Origin of the sequence: Blastomonas sp. UPD001 (assembly GCF_003426715.1) — a bacterium.
Lineage (GTDB): Bacteria > Pseudomonadota > Alphaproteobacteria > Sphingomonadales > Sphingomonadaceae > Blastomonas.
Map to the genome: position 1 here is coordinate 764,078 of NZ_QKVT01000001.1, position 18,027 is coordinate 782,104.

General features: G+C 65.0%; 20 protein-coding genes. 7 read left to right on the forward strand and 13 right to left on the reverse strand.

What is annotated here, in order from left to right:
* Window positions 1-15: 15 nt before the first annotated feature.
* From DM995_RS03720 to DM995_RS03730, 3 genes are all read right to left on the reverse strand, one after another.
* The gene (locus DM995_RS03720) at window positions 16-936 is read right to left on the reverse strand and encodes a tyrosine recombinase (RefSeq protein ID WP_116968535.1); all 921 of its coding nucleotides are present in this window, start codon (window positions 934-936) and stop codon (window positions 16-18) included.
* 3 nt (window positions 937-939) lie between these two features.
* Window positions 940-2,205: a hypothetical protein gene (locus DM995_RS03725; RefSeq protein ID WP_116968536.1), complete on the reverse strand. Its 1,266-nt coding sequence runs from the start codon at window positions 2,203-2,205 to the stop codon at window positions 940-942.
* 348 nt (window positions 2,206-2,553) lie between these two features.
* Window positions 2,554-2,763, reverse strand: coding sequence for a hypothetical protein (locus DM995_RS03730; RefSeq protein ID WP_023839351.1), 210 nt, complete (start codon window positions 2,761-2,763; stop codon window positions 2,554-2,556).
* A 119-nt stretch (window positions 2,764-2,882) separates the two neighbouring features.
* On the opposite strand from DM995_RS03730, the gene DM995_RS03735 reads away from it, so the two are divergent.
* From DM995_RS03735 to DM995_RS03750, 4 genes are all read left to right on the forward strand, one after another.
* On the forward strand, window positions 2,883-3,407 hold the full coding sequence (locus DM995_RS03735; RefSeq protein WP_502696599.1) for a shikimate kinase: 525 nt from the start codon (window positions 2,883-2,885) through the stop codon (window positions 3,405-3,407).
* Window positions 3,395-4,522: a 3-dehydroquinate synthase gene (gene aroB / locus DM995_RS03740; protein WP_116968538.1), complete on the forward strand. Its 1,128-nt coding sequence runs from the start codon at window positions 3,395-3,397 to the stop codon at window positions 4,520-4,522. Before DM995_RS03735 ends, aroB begins: the two co-directional genes overlap by 13 nt.
* A 98-nt stretch (window positions 4,523-4,620) precedes the next feature.
* A complete protein-coding gene (locus DM995_RS03745) occupies window positions 4,621-5,313 on the forward strand; it encodes a DUF6975 family protein (protein WP_116968539.1) in 693 nt (230 codons plus the stop codon).
* A 139-nt stretch (window positions 5,314-5,452) separates the two neighbouring features.
* Window positions 5,453-6,295 (forward strand): AAA family ATPase, encoded by an 843-nt coding sequence (locus tag DM995_RS03750; RefSeq protein ID WP_031318692.1) that lies wholly within the window; start codon window positions 5,453-5,455, stop codon window positions 6,293-6,295.
* 13 nt (window positions 6,296-6,308) lie between these two features.
* On the opposite strand, the gene DM995_RS03755 is transcribed toward DM995_RS03750, so the two are convergent.
* Both DM995_RS03755 and DM995_RS03760 read right to left on the reverse strand, forming a co-directional pair.
* Entirely contained in the window at window positions 6,309-7,400 is a 1,092-nt protein-coding gene (locus DM995_RS03755) for an energy transducer TonB (protein ID WP_116968540.1), read from the reverse strand.
* A 102-nt stretch (window positions 7,401-7,502) separates the two neighbouring features.
* Window positions 7,503-8,903 (reverse strand): methyl-accepting chemotaxis protein, encoded by a 1,401-nt coding sequence (locus tag DM995_RS03760; RefSeq protein ID WP_116968541.1) that lies wholly within the window; start codon window positions 8,901-8,903, stop codon window positions 7,503-7,505.
* Window positions 8,904-9,054: 151 nt separating this feature from the next.
* On the opposite strand from DM995_RS03760, the gene DM995_RS03765 reads away from it, so the two are divergent.
* Window positions 9,055-10,242, forward strand: coding sequence for a vWA domain-containing protein (locus DM995_RS03765; protein ID WP_023839343.1), 1,188 nt, complete (start codon window positions 9,055-9,057; stop codon window positions 10,240-10,242).
* A gap of 18 nt (window positions 10,243-10,260) precedes the next feature.
* Here the strand turns inward: DM995_RS03765 and pip are convergent, their stop codons facing one another.
* The 3 genes from pip to DM995_RS03780 form a co-directional block, all read right to left on the reverse strand.
* Window positions 10,261-11,208: a prolyl aminopeptidase gene (gene pip / locus DM995_RS03770; RefSeq protein WP_116968542.1), complete on the reverse strand. Its 948-nt coding sequence runs from the start codon at window positions 11,206-11,208 to the stop codon at window positions 10,261-10,263.
* Window positions 11,209-11,222: 14 nt separating this feature from the next.
* Window positions 11,223-11,561 carry a hypothetical protein gene (locus DM995_RS03775; protein WP_157973062.1) on the reverse strand — a complete coding sequence of 113 codons (339 nt, stop codon included), beginning with the start codon at window positions 11,559-11,561 and terminating at the stop codon, window positions 11,223-11,225.
* Between the two features lie 104 nt (window positions 11,562-11,665).
* Window positions 11,666-12,952 carry a Xaa-Pro dipeptidase gene (locus tag DM995_RS03780; RefSeq protein ID WP_116968543.1) on the reverse strand — a complete coding sequence of 429 codons (1,287 nt, stop codon included), beginning with the start codon at window positions 12,950-12,952 and terminating at the stop codon, window positions 11,666-11,668.
* Window positions 12,953-13,101: 149 nt separating this feature from the next.
* Here DM995_RS03780 and DM995_RS03785 point away from each other — a divergent pair, with 149 nt between their 5' ends.
* A complete protein-coding gene (locus DM995_RS03785; protein WP_116968544.1) occupies window positions 13,102-13,872 on the forward strand; it encodes a helix-turn-helix domain-containing protein in 771 nt (256 codons plus the stop codon).
* Window positions 13,873-13,875: 3 nt separating this feature from the next.
* On the opposite strand, the gene DM995_RS03790 is transcribed toward DM995_RS03785, so the two are convergent.
* A complete protein-coding gene (locus DM995_RS03790) occupies window positions 13,876-14,304 on the reverse strand; it encodes an RrF2 family transcriptional regulator (protein WP_116968545.1) in 429 nt (142 codons plus the stop codon).
* Window positions 14,305-14,398: 94 nt separating this feature from the next.
* On the opposite strand from DM995_RS03790, the gene DM995_RS03795 reads away from it, so the two are divergent.
* Window positions 14,399-14,845 (forward strand): globin domain-containing protein, encoded by a 447-nt coding sequence (locus DM995_RS03795; RefSeq protein WP_116968546.1) that lies wholly within the window; start codon window positions 14,399-14,401, stop codon window positions 14,843-14,845.
* A 36-nt stretch (window positions 14,846-14,881) separates the two neighbouring features.
* Here DM995_RS03795 and lpdA read toward each other — a convergent pair whose 3' ends face one another.
* The 4 genes from lpdA to DM995_RS22085 form a co-directional block, all read right to left on the reverse strand.
* Entirely contained in the window at window positions 14,882-16,276 is a 1,395-nt protein-coding gene (lpdA, locus tag DM995_RS03800) for a dihydrolipoyl dehydrogenase (RefSeq protein WP_116968547.1), read from the reverse strand.
* 23 nt (window positions 16,277-16,299) lie between these two features.
* A complete protein-coding gene (locus DM995_RS03805; protein WP_116968548.1) occupies window positions 16,300-16,740 on the reverse strand; it encodes a hypothetical protein in 441 nt (146 codons plus the stop codon).
* Window positions 16,737-17,162: an endonuclease domain-containing protein gene (locus tag DM995_RS03810; protein WP_116968549.1), complete on the reverse strand. Its 426-nt coding sequence runs from the start codon at window positions 17,160-17,162 to the stop codon at window positions 16,737-16,739. Before DM995_RS03810 ends, DM995_RS03805 begins: the two co-directional genes overlap by 4 nt.
* 80 nt (window positions 17,163-17,242) lie before the next feature.
* The coding region (locus tag DM995_RS22085) for a 2-oxo acid dehydrogenase subunit E2 (protein ID WP_232824022.1) at window positions 17,243-18,027 on the reverse strand (785 nt) is incomplete at its 5' end.

Genomic DNA, 18,027 nt, shown 5'->3' on the forward strand with positions numbered 1-18,027 from the left:
TCATGGCGCCATCGCCTAGCCCTGCCGCCGCCGCTCGGCAAGATTCATCTGCGCCAGAGGATGGCGGCGGTTGACCAGCTCGATGAGGCGACGGCTGTCGACATGCGTGTAGATCTGCGTCGTGGCGATATCGGCATGGCCGAGCAGCGTCTGCAACGTGCGCAAATCCGCACCGCCTTCGAGAAGGTGCGTGGCAAAGGCATGGCGCAGCACATGCGGGCTGACGCGCGCCGGATCGATGCCAGCGCTGGCCGCGAATTCCTTGATCAGCTGATAGAGGCGGATGCGGCTGATATGCCCGGTGCGCGAGGGGAACAGCCAGCGTGAATTCGCGGAAGGCACCGCGAGCCAGCGCTGCAGCGCCTCGCGCGCGCGGCCCGAAATGGGAACAAGGCGCTGCTTGCCCCCCTTGCCGGTGATCGACAGCAAAGGCCTGCCGGCGAGCGCAGCGCTGCGCGGCAGGCTGACCAGTTCGCTGGCGCGCAGACCGGAGCCATAGAGCAGTTCGATCAGCGCAAGCAGGCGGATATCGGCGGCGCGGGCCTCGGGGGCAGCGGCGCGTTCCTCGGCCAGCGAGAACAGCCGCGCGATATCGTCATGGCTCAATATCTTGGGCAGCGGGCGCTGCACCTTGGGGCGGGCCAGCATGGTCTGCGCCTTCCGCAGATCGCCGCCCAGCCCCTCGTCCTCCAGAAAGGCGAAAAAGCCCCTGAGCGAGGAACTCTTGCGCGCCAGGCTGCTCGCCGCGAGCGACCGCCAGTGATGGTCGAGCGTGGCGCGCGCGCTCTCGTCGGCCTGCGCCAGTCGCCCGCCGAGAATCTGCGAGGCCTGTTCGAGATCGCGCCGATAAGCCGCGAGGGTGTTGGACGAAGCGCCGCGCTCCGCCGCCATCATTTCGAGGAAACGGTCGATCAGCCGGGCGTCGTCGCTGCCCACGGGTCAGGCGCGGCTGACCGCTTCGGCTGCTATCATCCGCGCTTCGGCCTGGCGCCCCACCGCGCGCAGCGCAGCGACGACATGGTAGAGCTGGCGCGGGGTCATCGCCGACCAGTCGTTGCCCTGCATCCCCATGCCGACCAGCAGCGTCACCAGCCCGTCATTGCCCGCCGCCGCCGCAGCGCCGATCGCGCGGCTCCAGCGCGTCTGCCCGCCGAAACCGATACCCAGATCTTCAGCGAGCGAATCGCGGTCGGCGCTGCTCAGTCGCCCGAGCCCGGCCAGACCCGCAACCAGGAACGCGCTCTTGCGCGCCTCGGTGCTCTGGTCGTTGTCGAAAAACCCGCTGACGTCGGACGCCGAGACCTGCGCGCGTCCCGGAAGCGCGACCGAGAGCACCGCCCAACCCAGGGTGCCTTCTTCCACCACCTGCCGCCAGCGCGCCGCGCTGGTATCGAACCCTGCCGAGACCATCGAGACGATCAGGTCATCGGCATAATCGGCGAGGTCCTCCGACGGGGTGACGCGGGCAGCGGCATGCGCGGTGAGGATATGCGCCGAATAGCGCACGAAAGCATTGTCCGACCGGTCCCACAGCGCGCGCATTGCGCGGACCCGGTCATCGGCATCGGTCGCGACATAGGCGGTGCGCAACAGCGCCATGCGATCGCGCAGCGCCTCGTCGGTGCCCGGATCGTCGAAGGTCGCGCCATAGAGATCGACCATGTCGGCGCTCGACAGCATGCCCATGGCCGCCGCGACATCGGCCGCCTGCACGCGCGAGGCGAGCGGGGCCATCGGCGCGCGCGCACGCCAAGCCTGGAAGTTGCGGTCGGCGCGCGCGTAGAGCGCCTCGGGCGGTTCGATGCCGGCGGTCAGCGCCAGGCCGAAGCGCCAGCGGGTGAGCTGGTCGACATCGTCCCACTGTACCGTGACCGCACGCCTGCCGTTCAGGCTGGCGCCCACGATCTTCTCGGCAAGCACCACATCGATGCGGTCCATCGCGCCCTGGCGGCGTGCCCGGTCGATCTGCTCGCGCGCCGCGCTGCCCTCGCCCGAAAAGCCCGAACAGATCGCACGGATCAGCTGCCATTGGTTGCCCTTCGCGCTTTCCCCGGCAAACGGCAGCAGCGGGCACATGCCGAGCGGGTCGGCCGAGGCGACATAGCTGTCGAGTGCGACGTTGAGCAGGCGCGGGGTCGCCGCGGGCGGGTCGACAGCCTGCACCATGCGCACCGCGCCATCGGCCGAACCGATCCGCAGCAGCAAGGCCGCGCGCTCGGCGGCAGCGACTGGGTGAGCGCGATCTGCGCTTCAAGCTCTTCCTGCAGCTTGGCGAGTTCCTCGCTCAGCTCCTCATCGGTCGGCGCATCCTGGCCGGCGAGCGAGGGCAAGGGCGTTGCAGGCAGCGGGATAGCGCCCCCCGGCACGGGCTGTACCGTGCGGCCCGGCTCGGGCGGCGGCGGAGGTTCGGATTGCGACGGGGCAGGCGCGGGATCGTTGAAACCGGGCGGCAGCAGCGATTCCGGTGCCTCATTCTGGCCGATCACCGGCGCCGAGACGAACGCGATCGCCAACAGGCTGACACAGCCCAGAACCATCCCCCGCCGCATGAAATCAGCCTTCGGTCTGGGGGCCGCCCGCGGCGGAACCGCCCGTGGCAGCGGCAGGCAGCGGGATTGACTTTTCGACACGCTGGGTCGGCACCTCGCCGCCGCGCGACCAGGCCAGAGCCAGCAGACCGACCAGCGCCACGGCAATCACGACCAGGATGATCGGGCCCTTGGGGCGCCTGCGCCGTCCGTAATTCTGTCCGATAATGGCCATAGCCCAGATATTCTCCGTCCAAGTCAAGATAACTTGCGCCACCGCCTAGCCTATTTATAGGCTGCGCGGCAATGCTGCAGAACCGAAAATCAGACCCTGCGCGGCTGGCCGGGGATATCATGCGATGGCTCGACCGGCCCCTGGTGCTGGTGGGGTTGATGGGCGTGGGCAAATCGACCGTGGGCAAGCGGCTGGCCAGCGATCTGGGCATCGGCTTTGTCGATGCCGACGAGGAGATCGAGAAAGCCGCGCACATGACGATTTCCGAGATTTTCGAGCGGTTCGGCGAGCCCTATTTCCGCGATGGCGAGCGCCGCGTGATCTCGCGGCTGATCGACGGCCGGCCCCGCGTGATCGCGACCGGTGGCGGCGCCTTCATGAATGAAGAGACACGCGCGCTGATCCTGTCGGGCGCGATCGCGATCTGGCTCGATGCCGATATCCGCACGCTGGTCGAGCGCGTCAGCCGCCGCAACACGCGCCCGCTGCTGCGCAACGGCAATCCTGCCGAGGTGCTGACCCGCCTCGCGGAGCAACGCAACCCCGTCTATGCCCAGGCGCAGATCCATGTGCGCAGCAAGGACGGGCCGCATCACCGCACCGTATCGGCTATATTGGAAGGACTGGCCCGATGGCACGGCTGAACATCGCGCTGGGCCAGCGCAGCTACGACATTGTGGTCGAGGCCAATGCGCTCTCCCGGATCGCAGAGCATATCGCGCCCTGGACGCGGCGTGGGCGCAGCCTCTGGATCAGCGATTCCCTTGTGGCCGCACATCACTGGCCGAAGATCGAGGCGCAGCTCGCCAGCGCGGGAATCGAGGCGCATCTGCACGTCGTGCCCGCCGGCGAGGCGAGCAAGAGCTGGGCGGAACTGGCGCGCCTGGTCGACTGGCTACTCGCCATGGGGGTGGAGCGCAGCGACACCATCTTCGCGCTGGGCGGCGGGATGATCGGCGATCTGACCGGCTTTGCTGCCTCGATCGTCAAGCGCGGCTGCAATTTCGTCCAGCTGCCTACGACCTTGCTCGCGCAGGTCGATAGCTCGGTCGGCGGCAAGACCGCGATCAACACCGCGGCGGGCAAGAATCTGGTCGGAAGCTTCCACCAGCCGAAATTCGTGCTGATCGACCCGCAGGTGCTGGCCACCCTGCCGCCGCGCGAGATGCGCGCCGGCTATTCCGAGGTGGTCAAATACGGCCTGATCGACGATGCGCGGTTCTTCGACTGGTGTGAAGCCAATGGCGTAGCGGTGCTGGCGCAGCAACCGGACGCGCTGGAACGGGCGATCACGACCTCGGTCGCGGCCAAGGCGCGGATCGTCGGCGAGGACGAGCGCGAGACCAAGGACCGGCGCGCGCTGCTCAACCTCGGCCATACCTTCGGTCATGCGCTCGAGGCCGATACCGGCTTTGGCGAGCGACTGCTGCATGGCGAGGCGGTGGGCGTCGGCATGGTGCTCGCGCTGCTCTATTCGGCGCGGCGCGGCCTTTGCGATGCCCGCGATGCCGAAAGGGTCGCCGCGCATCTTTCCGCCTGCGCCATGCCGGTGACGCTCGCCGATGCCGGCGTGACGGCGGATGGTGCCGCGCTGGTCGATCATATGCGCCACGACAAGAAGATGTCGGGCGGGACTCTGCCCTTCCTGCTGCTGCGCGGAATCGGCCAGACCTTTGTCGCGCACGATGTCGATCTCGACGACGTGGCTCAGTTCCTCGACGAACAGCACCGCATCGCCGCACAAGCCCCGGTCTCGTAAACCTTCTCTTTAGGACGATGCGCTAGAAGACGCTCGTGGGGGCAGGCCGCGCGTCTGCCTGCCACACCAATGCCTCAAGCCATCGGAGCCACAGCCGAGTGTCGTTCGTCCAGCCCGGAGCCTTTGATCGCACCCAGCCCGAGGCGGCCCCGCCGCGTTCGCTGGAAGCCGCGATCGCGCGGGGGATGAGCGATACGCACGGGTTCGTGGCGCGTCTGGCGGATCGGGTCGCCCCTGCCCGCCCGGTCGATCTGGCCGATGCCGCCCATTTTCTCTGCCTGCTGCACGGTCGCTATCCCGGCTTGATCGATTATGCCGCGACGCGCAGCGCCGATCCGCAGGTCGGCAAATGGCTTGCGCGCGCATGCGAGGCCTTTGTCGGTGAGCGCGCGCTGCTGACCAAGCTCACAGTCGCGGCAGGGCCGATCACCAGCACGCCGGGCCAGGACAAGTGCACCCCGGCCATCCTCGCTCTGCGCAGCGCGCTCAATGCGCTGTCGCAATCCGACCGCCAGGGCTGTGCGCTCGGCGCCGCCTTCGCCCTGGTCATCGACTGGCACATCATTCGCGACGTGCTCGACGTGATCGCGCAGCGCACCGGGCTCGAACCCCGGCCCTCCACCCTGCCCTCGCGCGAGGAAACGCTCGATCTGGCGGCCATGGTCGGCAGCGACCGGTCCATCGGCCGCGCCATGGGGTTCGGCGCTTCGCAGATGCTGGTGCAGCACCACAGTTTCTGGGACATGCTGGCCGAGCGCGCGGAATTGCGCCGGATGCAGGACGGGCTCTGACAATCCTGCCCAGCCTTGCGGCGTCCTCAGCCTGACGCAAACGTAAACGTAAAGCAAAGACGCTGTCGCGGCTTGCCAAGCCCGTCCAAGCCCCTTATCGCTTAAACGCACAGTTAATAGCGGCAGGAAGGCGATGCTCATGCGTTTTGAAGGCACCAGCGACTATGTGGCAACCGATGACCTGAAGGTGGCGGTCAACGCTGCGGTTGCGCTGCGCCGCCCGTTGCTGGTCAAGGGCGAACCCGGCACCGGCAAGACCGTGCTGGCGCACCAGATCGCCGCTGCCGCCAACGCCCCCTTGATCGAATGGAACATCAAGTCGACCACCAAGGCGCAGCAGGGCCTGTACGAATATGACGCGGTCGCCCGTCTGCGCGACGGCCAGCTGGGCGACGAGCGCGTCCACGACATCAGCAACTATATCAAGAAGGGCAAGCTGTGGGAGGCGTTCACCTCGCCCCAGCTGCCGGTGCTGCTGATCGACGAGATCGACAAGGCCGATATCGAATTCCCCAACGACCTGTTGCAGGAACTCGATCGGATGGAATTCTATGTCTACGAGACCAAGGAGCTGGTGAAGGCACAGGAGCGCCCGATCGTCGTCATCACCTCGAACAACGAGAAGGAACTGCCCGACGCGTTCCTGCGCCGCTGCTTCTTCCACTATATCAAGTTCCCCGATCGCGAGACGATGCAGGCAATCATCGACGTGCACTTTCCCGGCATCCAGAAGATCCTGGTGCAGAAGGCGCTCGAGATCTTCTACGATGTGCGCGAAGTCCCCGGTCTCAAGAAGAAGCCCTCGACCAGCGAGCTGCTCGACTGGCTGAAGCTTCTGCTCCACGAGGACATGCCGCTCGAGGTGCTGCAGTCGCGCGATCCGAGCAAGGCGATCCCGCCGCTGCACGGCGCGCTGCTCAAGAACGAGCAGGACGTGATGCTGTTCGAACGCCTTGCCTTCATGGCGCGCCGCAACAGCTGATCTTCGCCGTTCGTCAGGGTGCGGTTTCGGCGCTGTCCGGTTCCATCACGAACCGCACCCGCTCGACGCAGCCGACCGCGCCCGGCCCCGCCTCCACCCGCGCCGATCGCAGCACCGCGACGGCCTGGGTGCCAAAATCCTCGCTTGGCTGGCTGGCCTTGACCTGGATATTGTTGATCTCGCCCCAGGGCGCGACGTCATAGGTCACCACCGCCCAGCCCTCGATCGACCGGCGGCGATAGGGCTCCGGAAAGCGCAGGACAGGCGGCGTTGCCCAGTCCCGACGTTCCGGACAGGTAGCACCGGCAGGCCGGAACGCGTCTTCTTCTGGTGCCGGTGGCGCAGGCAGCGTGCCGGCCGAGCGCCAATAGGAAAAACGGCACCCCGTAAACGCGCCCGACCAGTATCGCGTCTCGGCTGTCGCAGCCTGGCTGGCCTCATCGAGCGCAGCATTGCCCGAACTGGCAAGCGTCTCGATATTGATAGATGCTCCGTCCTGACCGACATCATAGCCCACCATCGACCAATCGCGGACGCCAGGTTCGGCGGGGGTCGCGCGAAAATTCGGGAATGCCCGGTTCCGCAGTCCTGCAGCGGCATCGCCCTTGCACGTTCCGGTCGCGAAAATGCGCTTCCAGGCCTCTGGTGGCAGCGGACCGGAGAGCTGATTGGCGGAATAGGCCATCAACGCCGATAGCGGCGCATCATCGATCGCCGTCAGTTCAGGCGAATAGACGATCGTGCAGCCCGTTTTCGCCTGGCCCGGCCTGAACCGGGTGGCGGCCAGCGCCGGTCCCAGATCATCCGCAACGCCAAAGGGGGTCGCCGCATTCCCCTTGCGAATGGCCAGGGGCCTGCCGTTGGCGTCTATGTCGAATGCGAAGCTGACAGGCGCGTATTTGGCGCTGTTGGGGTAGACCCTCTGCAGCCACGGCCGCTCGATCCTAACGACGCTCGCAGCCGTGCCGCCGCAGTTCACATCCCCTGGCGTCCAGGATAGCAGCGATGCAACAGCGGGAGCAGGTGACGGCGCAATGACGATCGGCGGTGACGGCACCGTGACGGCAGATGGCAAGGGCAAGGCGAGCGCGAAAAGCCTGATCATGCCCGAAATGGTGCCACGATCGATGACGAATGACGAGCGCCGACATGGCCCTGCCCCTGCCAAATGCGGCGAGATGAAACAGCTCTGGCGCCAGTTCGGGGCTCAGCGGATATAGGCGAGCTCGAAATTGCCCCAATAGCGCCCCTTGATCCACAGCGGCACGAAGATGTTGCGCAGGATGCAGCCGTCGCTGGCGGTCGGCTCGAAGCGATAGACGGCGGCGTAATAGCGATCGTGCTTGTGCGCGATGGCGCCGCTCGTGGTGTGATCGAGGACGATCATCCGGTTGCGGCAATGCGCGGCGTCGTGCTGGTGATCGCCGGTGGGGTGATGCGAACGTTCGCTGATATGCGTCGGCAGATAGCCGTCCTCGTTCGAGATCACCGCGCCATAGGCATGATTGTCCTGACCCCAGAAGCGATCGAGGATCGGACGGATGCGGGCGTCGGCAAAATCGTTGAACCGGTTGTCGAAGCGCTCCAGCCCGGGCTCGCTGCGCGGGCGATAGTCCCGGTCGAACACGTCGTCCTCGGATATCTGGCCGGCATCGATCGCCGTCTCGATCATGCTCCTGATCTCGTCGCAGGTCGACACGGCAAGCTCGACAAAGGGATTGTCGCGGTGCGACAGCCCGGTGTGGAGCAGCTGGTTGAAGACGACGTTCGACAGCCCCTCGAGTGCGTTGCTCTGGCTGAGCGCGTCATCGAGCTGGTTGCTGCACCCGGCGACGTCCTCCATGAACACGAACAGATTGTCGCACAGCTCGCCGGTGTCCGATCGCACGCCGGTGCTCGAATCGGCAATGGCATCGGCCTTGGTAGCGACTTCGCGCATCATGTTGCCAGCCTGGCGAATGGTGACGTCAATCGTCTCGAGATGCCGTTGCGCGCTGCGGCTCTGCTCGACGCCTTTTTCGACCTGCGCCATGAAATGACCTGCCTCGGTGCTGAGCGAATGCATCGTCCCGGCGATCCGATCGGTGACCTGCCGCGTGTCCTGTGCAAGCTTCTTCACTTCGGCCGCCACCACCGCGAACGTGGCACCCGCCGCGCCCGCGCGCTCCGCCTCGATGGCGGCGTTGAGAGCGAGCATGTTGGTCGAGCGCGCGATCGCATCGATCGTCCGGCTGGCCAGGATCACGTCGTCCATCGCATGGGCAAAGCGCTTGACGTCCTCGCCCAGCCCCTGGATCAGCGAGATCAAGTCGTGCAGCTCCAGCGCGGAGACCTGCATCGTGTTCGAGCCTTCGGCCAGATTGCGATAGGCCGCCTGGCTCATTTCGCGCGCGCTGGTGGTCGCGATAACCACCTGTTCCTGCTCCTGCGCCAGGTTCAGCGCAATCTGCTCGAGATAGGATCGCTTTTCGCCCAGCAGCGCCATGCGGTCGCGCACCGCCGCGACGATGCCCCCCACGCGCGATGCACCGATGACCGATTCGCCACAGCTTTCCGCCATTTGCTGGACGGCATCGCTGTCTGGCGGGATGATGCGATGCTGCTCCATCGGGGACCTTTGAACTAGCGTGATGGCATGGCGTAGCGGGTTATGGTTAAGGCGAGGTAAAACGCCTCGATCGCCGCTTCATGCTTGCCAGACGCGCCCCATGCGGGCATCGTCCAAGGCTGACGGAAACGTAAAGCAGCAGGACCCAGCGATGTTCTTCTCATTCATGGACGAATTGCGCAGCGCCGGCATTTCGGTGTCGCTCAAGGAACATCTGATCCTGCTCGAAGCGCTCAATGCGCAGGTCATCGAGCAGAGTCCCGAGGAATTCTACTATCTCTCGCGCGCGACGCTGGTGAAGGACGAAGGCCTGCTCGACCGGTTCGATCAGGTGTTCGCCAAGGTGTTCAAGGGCCTCGAGATGACTTTCCAGGGCAATGACAGCGCCACCATTCCCGAAGACTGGCTGAAGGCGGTGGCCGAGAAATTCCTCTCCGAAGAGGAGATGGAGAAGATCAAGTCGCTCGGCTCGTGGGAAGAGATCATGGAGACGCTGAAGAAGCGGCTCGAGGAGCAGGAAAAGCGCCATCAGGGCGGCAACAAGTGGATCGGCACCGGCGGCACCAGCCCGTTCGGCAATGCGGGCTACAATCCCGAAGGCGTGCGCATCGGCGGCGAAAGCAAGCACAAGCGCGCGATCAAGGTCTGGGAAAAGCGCGAATACCAGAATCTCGACTCCACCCGGCAGCTGGGCACGCGCAACATCAAGGTCGCGCTGCGCCGCCTGCGCCGGTTCGCACGCGAGGGATCGGCCGACGAGCTCGATATCGACGGCACGATCGATGGCACCGCGCGCCAGGGCTGGCTCGATATCCGCATGCGGCCCGAGCGGCACAATGCGGTCAAGCTGCTGCTGTTCCTCGATGTCGGCGGATCGATGGACCCGTTCATCAAGCTGTGCGAGGAGCTGTTCTCCGCCGCGACGACCGAGTTCAAGAATCTCGAATTCTTCTATTTCCACAACTGCCTGTACGAAGGCGTGTGGAAGGACAACCGCCGCCGCTTCACCGAGCGCACCAACACCTGGGACATCCTGCACAAATACGGGCACGACTATAAGGTGATCTTCGTCGGCGATGCCTCGATGAGCCCGTACGAGATCAGCCATCCGGGCGGGTCGGTCGAGCATTTCAACGATGAGGCGGGCGCGGTGTGGATGCAGCGCGTGGTCAACACCTATCCCGCCGCAGCGTGGCTCAACCCGGTGCCCGAGAACCAGTGGGGCTATTCGCAATCGGTTCGGATGATCAAGGACCTGATGAAGGACCGCATGTATCCGCTGACGCTCGAGGGGCTCGACGACGCGATGCGCGAGCTGGTGCGCAAGCACGGCAACTGAGCGGGCGCGGGCGGGCGCTCAGGCCTTGCCCGCGTAACGATCGGTCGCTGCAATCAGCTGGTCGAGGATGCCGCGCTCCGAATAGGCATGCCCGGCCCCTTCAATCAGATGGAAGTCCATATGCGGCAGCGCCTTGTGCAGCGCCCATGCATAATGCGCCGGGCACGGCATGTCGTAACGGCCATGCACGATCGTCCCCGGAATACCGCTCAGCCGAGGCGCATTGCGCAACAGCTGTTCGGGCTCGAGCCAGCAGCCATGCACGAAATAATGCGTCTCGATCCGCGCGAAGGCGAGCGCATAATGGCCATCGTCATGCTGCTCGCTGAGCTTCGGATCGGGGAGCAGTGTCACCGTCTCGCCCTCGTACAGGCTCCAGGCGCGCGCTGCCCTTACCTGCAGTTCCGGATCGTCGCCGATCAGCCGCTTGTGATAGGCCGCGAGCATGTCGTGACGCTCGTCCTCGGGGATCAGCGCGGCAAAGCGCTCCCATTTGTCCGGGAACATCTGCGAGACGCCGAACTGGTAGAACCAGTCGAGTTCCGGCTTGGTGCACATATAGATTCCGCGCAGCACGAGCTGCGAAACGCGCGCCGGATGCGTCTGCGCGTAGGCGAGCGCCAGCGTCGATCCCCAGGAGCCGCCGAACATCAGCCAGTCGGAGGCGCCCACCATCTCGCGGAGACGCTCGATATCGGCGACGAGGTGCCAGGTGGTGTTCGCGTTCAGTGCGGCATGCGGCGTCGAGCGCCCGCAGCCGCGCTGGTCGAACAGCAGCACGTCGTAAAGCGCTGGATCGAACAGCCGCCGATGGTCGGGCGAGCAGCCCCCGCCCGGACCACCGTGCAGGAACACGGCCGGCTTGGCGCCCGGCGTGCCGACCCGCTCCCAATAGACCTGGTGGCCGTCGCCCGTATCCAGCATGCCGCTGGCATGGGGCTCGATCGGCGGGTAGAGCGTCCGCACCGGGCGCTCCTGCCTTACTGCTTGCCGTGCCGGGTGTTGCTGGCCAGATAATCGCCATAGCTGCCGACATAGCTGTCGATGATCATCTGCGTCTCTTCATTGGCATAGCTCTCGGCCTCGGCCTTCTTGCCGCCATATTGCATCTCGGCCTTGACCATCAGATCGATCAGCTTGGTCTTCTCCGCCGGGCAAGCCGAAGCCGATTCCTTGGTGAAATCGGACTGCGCCTTCTTGGCATCCAGGCTCTCGTTGGTGAACTTGGTCAGGCAGTCGTTGAACTCCTTGCGCGCCGTATCGACCGGATCCGCAGCAGCCATGGTCATCGCCATGGCGATCAAAACAGTGAGACTCATGCTCTTCTCCCCAGAAAGCAGATTGTGCGCAGCAATTAGCACAAGCGCTCAAGCGGTTGGAAGCGGATTTGCGCCAATGTTGCGGCAATTTACCGCATATCCTGTCAGCGAATCTGGACACCGCCCTGGATTACCGCGTCGGCATTCTCCAGCTCGCGGACATTGGCCAGTGGGTCGCCATCGACCGCGATGATATCGGCATAGCGACCCACCGCGATCGCGCCGACATCCTGCGATTTACCCAAGGCTTCTGCGGCATTGAGCGTCGCCGCGCGGATCGCCTCCAACGGGGTCATGCCATATTCGACCATCACCTTGAACTGCCCGCCGGCGGTGGCATGCGGCATCACGCCGGCATCGCTGCCGAACACCATCTTCACGCCCGCGCGATAGGCCTTGCGGAAATTGTCGCGCTGGATCTGGGCGACCTCGCGGTCCTTGCGCAGATTGTCCTCGAGCACGCCGTTCTTCGCACCCTCAGCCTGGGTGTAATCGGTGTTGAAGATGTCCATCGAGAACCAGACCGGCGGCTTGCGCTCGGCGGCCAGGCGGATGCCCTCGTCATCGACCAGGCTGGCATGCTCAATCGTGTCGATCCCGGCGCGGATTGCCGCCTTGATCCCCGCTGCGCCATGCGCATGTGCCGCGACGCGCAGGCCCCATTGATGCGCCTCGTCGGCGATCGCGCGCAGTTCCTCCTCCGACAGCTGCTGCTGGCCCGGCTCGGTATTGCGCGAAAACACGCCGCCGGTCGCGCAGACCTTGATCACCTCGGCGCCATATTTGCGCTGCTCGCGGACCTTCTGGCGCAGTTCGACAGGGCCATCGCCCACCGCCGGCGACTTGGCCGCGAACGAGGGTGGCAGATAGGTCTGGTCACAATGCCCGCCGGTCGCGCCGAGCGCATGCGCCGCCGGGACGATGCGCGGGCCCACCGCCCAGCCCTCGGCGATCGCCTGCTTGAGCGCGACGTCGTTATAGCCTTCGGACCCGACATTGCGCACCGTGGTAAACCCGGCCTCGAGCATCGCGCGCGCATTCGAGGCGGCGACGAAGCTCCAGAAGCGGTCGGTGAATTGCAGGCTGTTATAGCCGCCATAGGTCGGCGAGCTGTCCAGATGGACGTGCATGTCGATCAGCCCCGGCAGCAGCGTCTTGCCCGACAGGTCGATGTGGCGGACGTCAGAACCCCAGCGCACCGTGCGCGCATCGGCGATCGAGGTAATGCGGCCGTTTTCCACGAAGATCGCGGGATATTCGGTGACCTTGCCGGTGACGACGTCGACCATCTTCGCCGCCGTGATTACCGAACGCTGCGGTGCCTCCTGCGCCGATACGGTGACAGCCGACGCGGCCAGTGCCGCGACGATCGAGAGAACGGATTTCTTCATGTCAGACCCCCTTGCCGCGCCTTGGCGGCTTTGTTCGTTTCACACGATTACAAGGCCTTGGGTGACAGGCAAGCGAAACCCTTGGCCTTGCCCCTTCCACAAATTTTTTGGGGTGGCCGCGCCCTTGAGCGGGGCCTAGCATCGCGACCATGGATACGCCCCTGCCCGATCTCCCCTGGTCGCTGACCGAGAAGGAGAAGCAGACGCTGCGGCTGATCGTTTGCGGCCATGATGCCAAGTTGATCGCGCGCGAGCTCGACCTTTCGGTGCACACGATCAACGAGCGGCTGCGCGAGGCAAGGCGCAAGATGGCGGTGTCGAGCAGCCGCGAGGCCGCGCGCCTGCTGCACCAGGCCGAGGATGGCGCGGCGCCCCCCAAAAGGCTTGGGGACATGCCAATAGGGGAGGCGCTGCACCGCGCTTCGGGCGATCAGGGGGCCACGCCGCAACCCGGCGTCGGCGCGCCGCCCCGGCGCTCCGCCCTGATGATAGGAGCTTTTGCCATGACCCTTGCCCTCGGCCTGATGGCCTTCGCCGCCCTGCCCCTGATGACCGCGACAACCGCCAATGCCGATGCCACCGAGCAGGCCGTAGATCAGCAGGTGGTAGACGCCGCGCGGCAGTTCCTCTCGCTCGTCGAGCAGAAGAATTGGGCGGAAAGCTATGCCGCCACCGGCAGCGCCTTCCGCCAGCTCAACACGCTGCAGGTCTGGTCCGATGTGTCCGAGCAGGTCCATGCTCGCTACGGCAAGGCGGTGTCGCGCACCCTGCTTGCCCATGAGAACCTCCCTGCCCCGCCCTCAGGCTATGAGGTGGTGAAGTTCCGCACCGTCTACGCGAACAAGGCCGAGGCAGTGGAGACCGTGACGCTGGACAAGGAAGGCGGACGCTGGGTCGTGGTGGGCATCACCATCGGCTGACGATCATTCGGCCGCGACCACGCGCTGCGGCAGCCGCGACGTCCGCGCCGCCATGGCCAGCGTCTGCTGATCAAGAGTCCTGAGAAAGGCCTGCGTGGCCTGATGGAGCATGCCCGTCAGGCCGCAATGGCTCTTGAGGATGCAACCGTCGCAATCGGCGAGCTGGATGCACGGTTCGGTGAGCCGGACCACCTCGCCCAGAGTAATGGTCTCCGCTGCCCGACCCAGCCGGAAGCCGCCCGACCTGCCCCGCACCGTCGCCAGCAGCCCAGCCTGCGCCAGCTGGTTGACCACCTTCATCGCGTTGTTGCGCGGAATGCCATGATCGGCGGCCACGTCGGCGATCGACAGAAGCCCGCCGCCGTCGCGCTCCACCAAAGCGGCATGAAGCAGGATGCGCAGGGCATAATCGGTATGCGCGGTCAGCCGCATCTCAGTTCACCTCAACATACATGCTTTCTACTTGCATGATTTTTGATGCCGCGTATAGATGCATCCACAACGCATCTTATCGGGAGGAATCATCATGGCCGAACCACTCACGGAAAACACCATTGCCATCGTCAAGAGCACGGCCCCGCTGCTGAAGCAGCATGGGCTCGCGATCACCAGCCGCATGTACGAGCGCCTGTTCGTGAACGCCGATGTGAAGCAGATGTTCGATCAGGCCGCGCAGGAATCGGGCGAGCAGCCGCGTCGCCTTGCCGCCGCGATCCTGGGCTATGCCGAGAATGTCGACAAGCTGCAGAACCTCACCCCCGTCGTCCAGCGCATGGTCGCGCGGCATGTCGAATGCGGCGTCAAGGCCGAGCATTACCCTTATGTCGCCGAAGCGCTGCTGCCCGCGATCCGCGACGTGATCGGCGAAGGCGCGACCGACGAGGTGCTCGCCGCTTGGGGCGAGGCCTATTGGTTCCTCGCCGACATCCTGATCGGCAAGGAAGCGGCATTGTACGAGGAAATCGCCGCCTGATGCGAAACGGGGCGGTTCGCGCCGCCCCGTCCCCGATCAGAAATGCAGCGCCCGCCCATAGGCGCTGAGCACGCCCTCGTGCATCATCTCGCTCAGCGTCGGGTGCGCGAAGACGGTGTGCATCAGGTCTTCCTCGGTGGTCTCGAGCTGGCGCGCGATGACATAGCCCTGGATCAGCTCGGTCACTTCCGCGCCGATCATGTGCGCGCCGAGCAGTTCGCCGGTCTTCGCGTCGAACACGGTCTTGATGAAGCCCTCGGCTTCGCCCAGCGCGATCGCCTTGCCGTTGCCGATAAACGGGAAGTTGCCGACCTTGACCTCGTGCCCGGCCTCCTTGGCCTTGGCCTCGGTCAGGCCGACACTGGCGACCTGCGGGCGCGAATAGGTGCAGCCCGGAATGTTCCAGGTCTCGAACGGGTGCGGGTTCTTGCCCGCGATATGCTCGACCGCGACCACTCCCTCATGGCTCGCCTTGTGCGCCAGCCAGGGTGGACCGGTGACATCGCCGATTGCGCGGATGCCGGGCACGTTGGTCTGGCCGAAGCCGTCGACGACGATATGGCCGCGTTCGGTCTTCACGCCCAGCGCCTCCAGCCCGATATCCTCGGTGTTGGGCACGATGCCGATCGCGACGATCGCGTGGCTGAAGCTGTGCTCCTCACTCTTGCCGTCCTTGGTCTTGATCTTGGCCTTCACGCCCTTGCCGTCGCTGGTCAGCGCCTCGACGCCCGCGCCGGTCAGGATCGTCATGCCCTGCTTCTTCAATGCCTTTTCCATGAACGCGCTGACATCGGCATCCTCGACCGGCAGGATGCGGTCGAGCATCTCGACGATGGTCACGTCCGCGCCCATGTCGCTGTAGAAGCTGGCAAACTCGACGCCGATCGCGCCCGATCCGATCACCAGCAGCTTAGCTGGCATTTCGGTCGGGGTCATTGCGTGGCGATAGGTCCAGATCCTCTTGCCATCGGCCTTGGCGAACGGCAGGTCGCGTGCGCGCGCGCCGGTCGCGACGATGATCTCCTTGGCCTCCAGCTCGCGCACCTGATCGCCCTGGGTCACAGTCATCTTGCCCTTGCCCGTCAGCTTGCCGGTGCCTTCGACCACGGTGATCTTGTTCTTCTTCATCAGGCCCTTGACGCCCGCGTTGAGCTGGCCCGAGACCGCGCGGCTGCGCGCGACGATCTTTTCCAGCTCGAAGCCCACCTTCTCGGCGGTCAGTCCGTAATTGCCGGCATGGCTCATGTAATGGAAGATTTCCGAGGTGCGCAGCAGCGCCTTGGTGGGGATGCAACCCCAGTTGAGGCAGATGCCGCCCAGCCGCTCGCGCTCGACGATCGCGGTCTTGAGGCCGAGCTGCGCCGCGCGGATCGCGGAGACATAGCCACCCGGGCCGGAGCCCAGCACTATGAGGTCGAAACTTTCAGCCATGGGCGGTCTCTTTCTTTCCGGTCTTATTGGGTTGATACGCCCGCGGACGGGCCATCGGAGGGGGAGGAAGACAATTTGGCGCCGCGCTTCATCAGGTCGTGATTGCACAGCATCCACACGATACCGGCGGCGGTTGCGGGGGCATAAGCCAGCTCGGCATAGGCGACCACTTCGGTGAGGAACAATACGAGCAGGAACCCGCTCTCCGCCGCGACACCCAGCAGCAGCGGCACGCGCAGCCATGTCGGCGCGCGGCTGCGATCGAGCACATAGGCGACGCCGGTCATGCACAGCAGAACGACGAACACCATGATAAAGGTGTAATAGGCATCTTCGGTGCCGACAAACATGTCGCTGAGATCCGCCGATCCTTCCTGGAACAACGTGAACACGAACCGGCTGGCGAGCGTCGCGATGCAGGTGGGCAGCAGCAGACGGCGGAAGAGGAAGGTGAGCATGGTCATGATAGGCCAATCTCCCGATAGCCCTCTCCCTTCAAGGGAGAGGGAGGGGCCCATTGCGCAGCAATGGGAGGGTGAGGGCCCTCGAGCGTTCGGAGAATTTCTTCCGTCACGGCTTCGACATTGTCCATGATGTCACAATTCCAGAAACGCAAAACACGATAGCCTTGTGCACAAAGAAAGGCATCGCGTTGCTCATCATGATTGCTGTCGCAATGTTGTGAGCCGTCGGCTTCAACGATCAGACGATGCTCCTGACACACGAAATCAACGATGAAAGGTCCGATCGGCTGCTGACGCCGGAACTTTGCGCCTGCCTGCTGGCGGCCACGCAGAACAGACCAGAGTTTGATCTCGGCGTCGGTCATATTGTTACGCAGCTTGCGGGCGCGAGACAGGGTCTGGTAACTATATTTCGGCTTCATGCCCTCACCCTCCCATCGCTGGTGCGATGGGCCCCTCCCTCTCCCTCAAGGGGAGAGGGGTTTCAAGGCCCCCGCTCAACTCAAGCCAGCATCCCCAGCGGGTTCTCGCACAGGTCCTTGAACGCTGCCATCAGCTGCGCGCCATCGGCGCCGTCGATGGCGCGGTGGTCGAAGCTGCCGGTGGCGCTCATCACCGTTGCGATGCCGAGCGCGTCATCGACGATATAGGGCCGCTTCTCGCCCGCGCCGATCGCCATGATCATGCCCTGAGGCGGGTTGATGACTGCCTCGAAATGCTTGATGCCGAACATGCCCATGTTCGACAGGCTGGCGGTGCCACCCTGATATTCGTGCGGCTGCAGCTTGCCGTCCTTGGCACGGTTCGCCAGCTCCTTCATCTCGGTCGAGATCGCGCCGACAGCCTTGGTCTCCGCGCCGACGATGATCGGCGTGATCAGGCCCGCAGGCGTGCTGACCGCGACCGAGATGTCGGCACGCTGGTAGCTGATCAGCTGGTCGCCCGCAAAGGTGACGTTGCACTTGGGAACCTGGATCAGGCTCTTGGCGAGCGCCTTGATCAGCAGGTCGTTGACCGAGAGCTTCACGCCCTGTGCCTCGAGCGCCTTGTTGAGTTCGGCGCGCAGCTTGAGCAGCTTGTCGAGCTGGACATCGACGGTGAGATAGATGTGCGGGATCGTCTGTTTCGCCTCGGTCAGGCGGCGCGCGATCGTCTTGCGCATGTTGGAGAGCTTGCTCGCCTCGTGCGGAATGTCGGTGGTGAACGGCGCGGGGGCGGCAGCAGGCGCTGGCGTCGGAGCCGGGGCGGCAGCGGCGGGCGCAGCGGCCTGAGGAGGGGGAGCCCCGG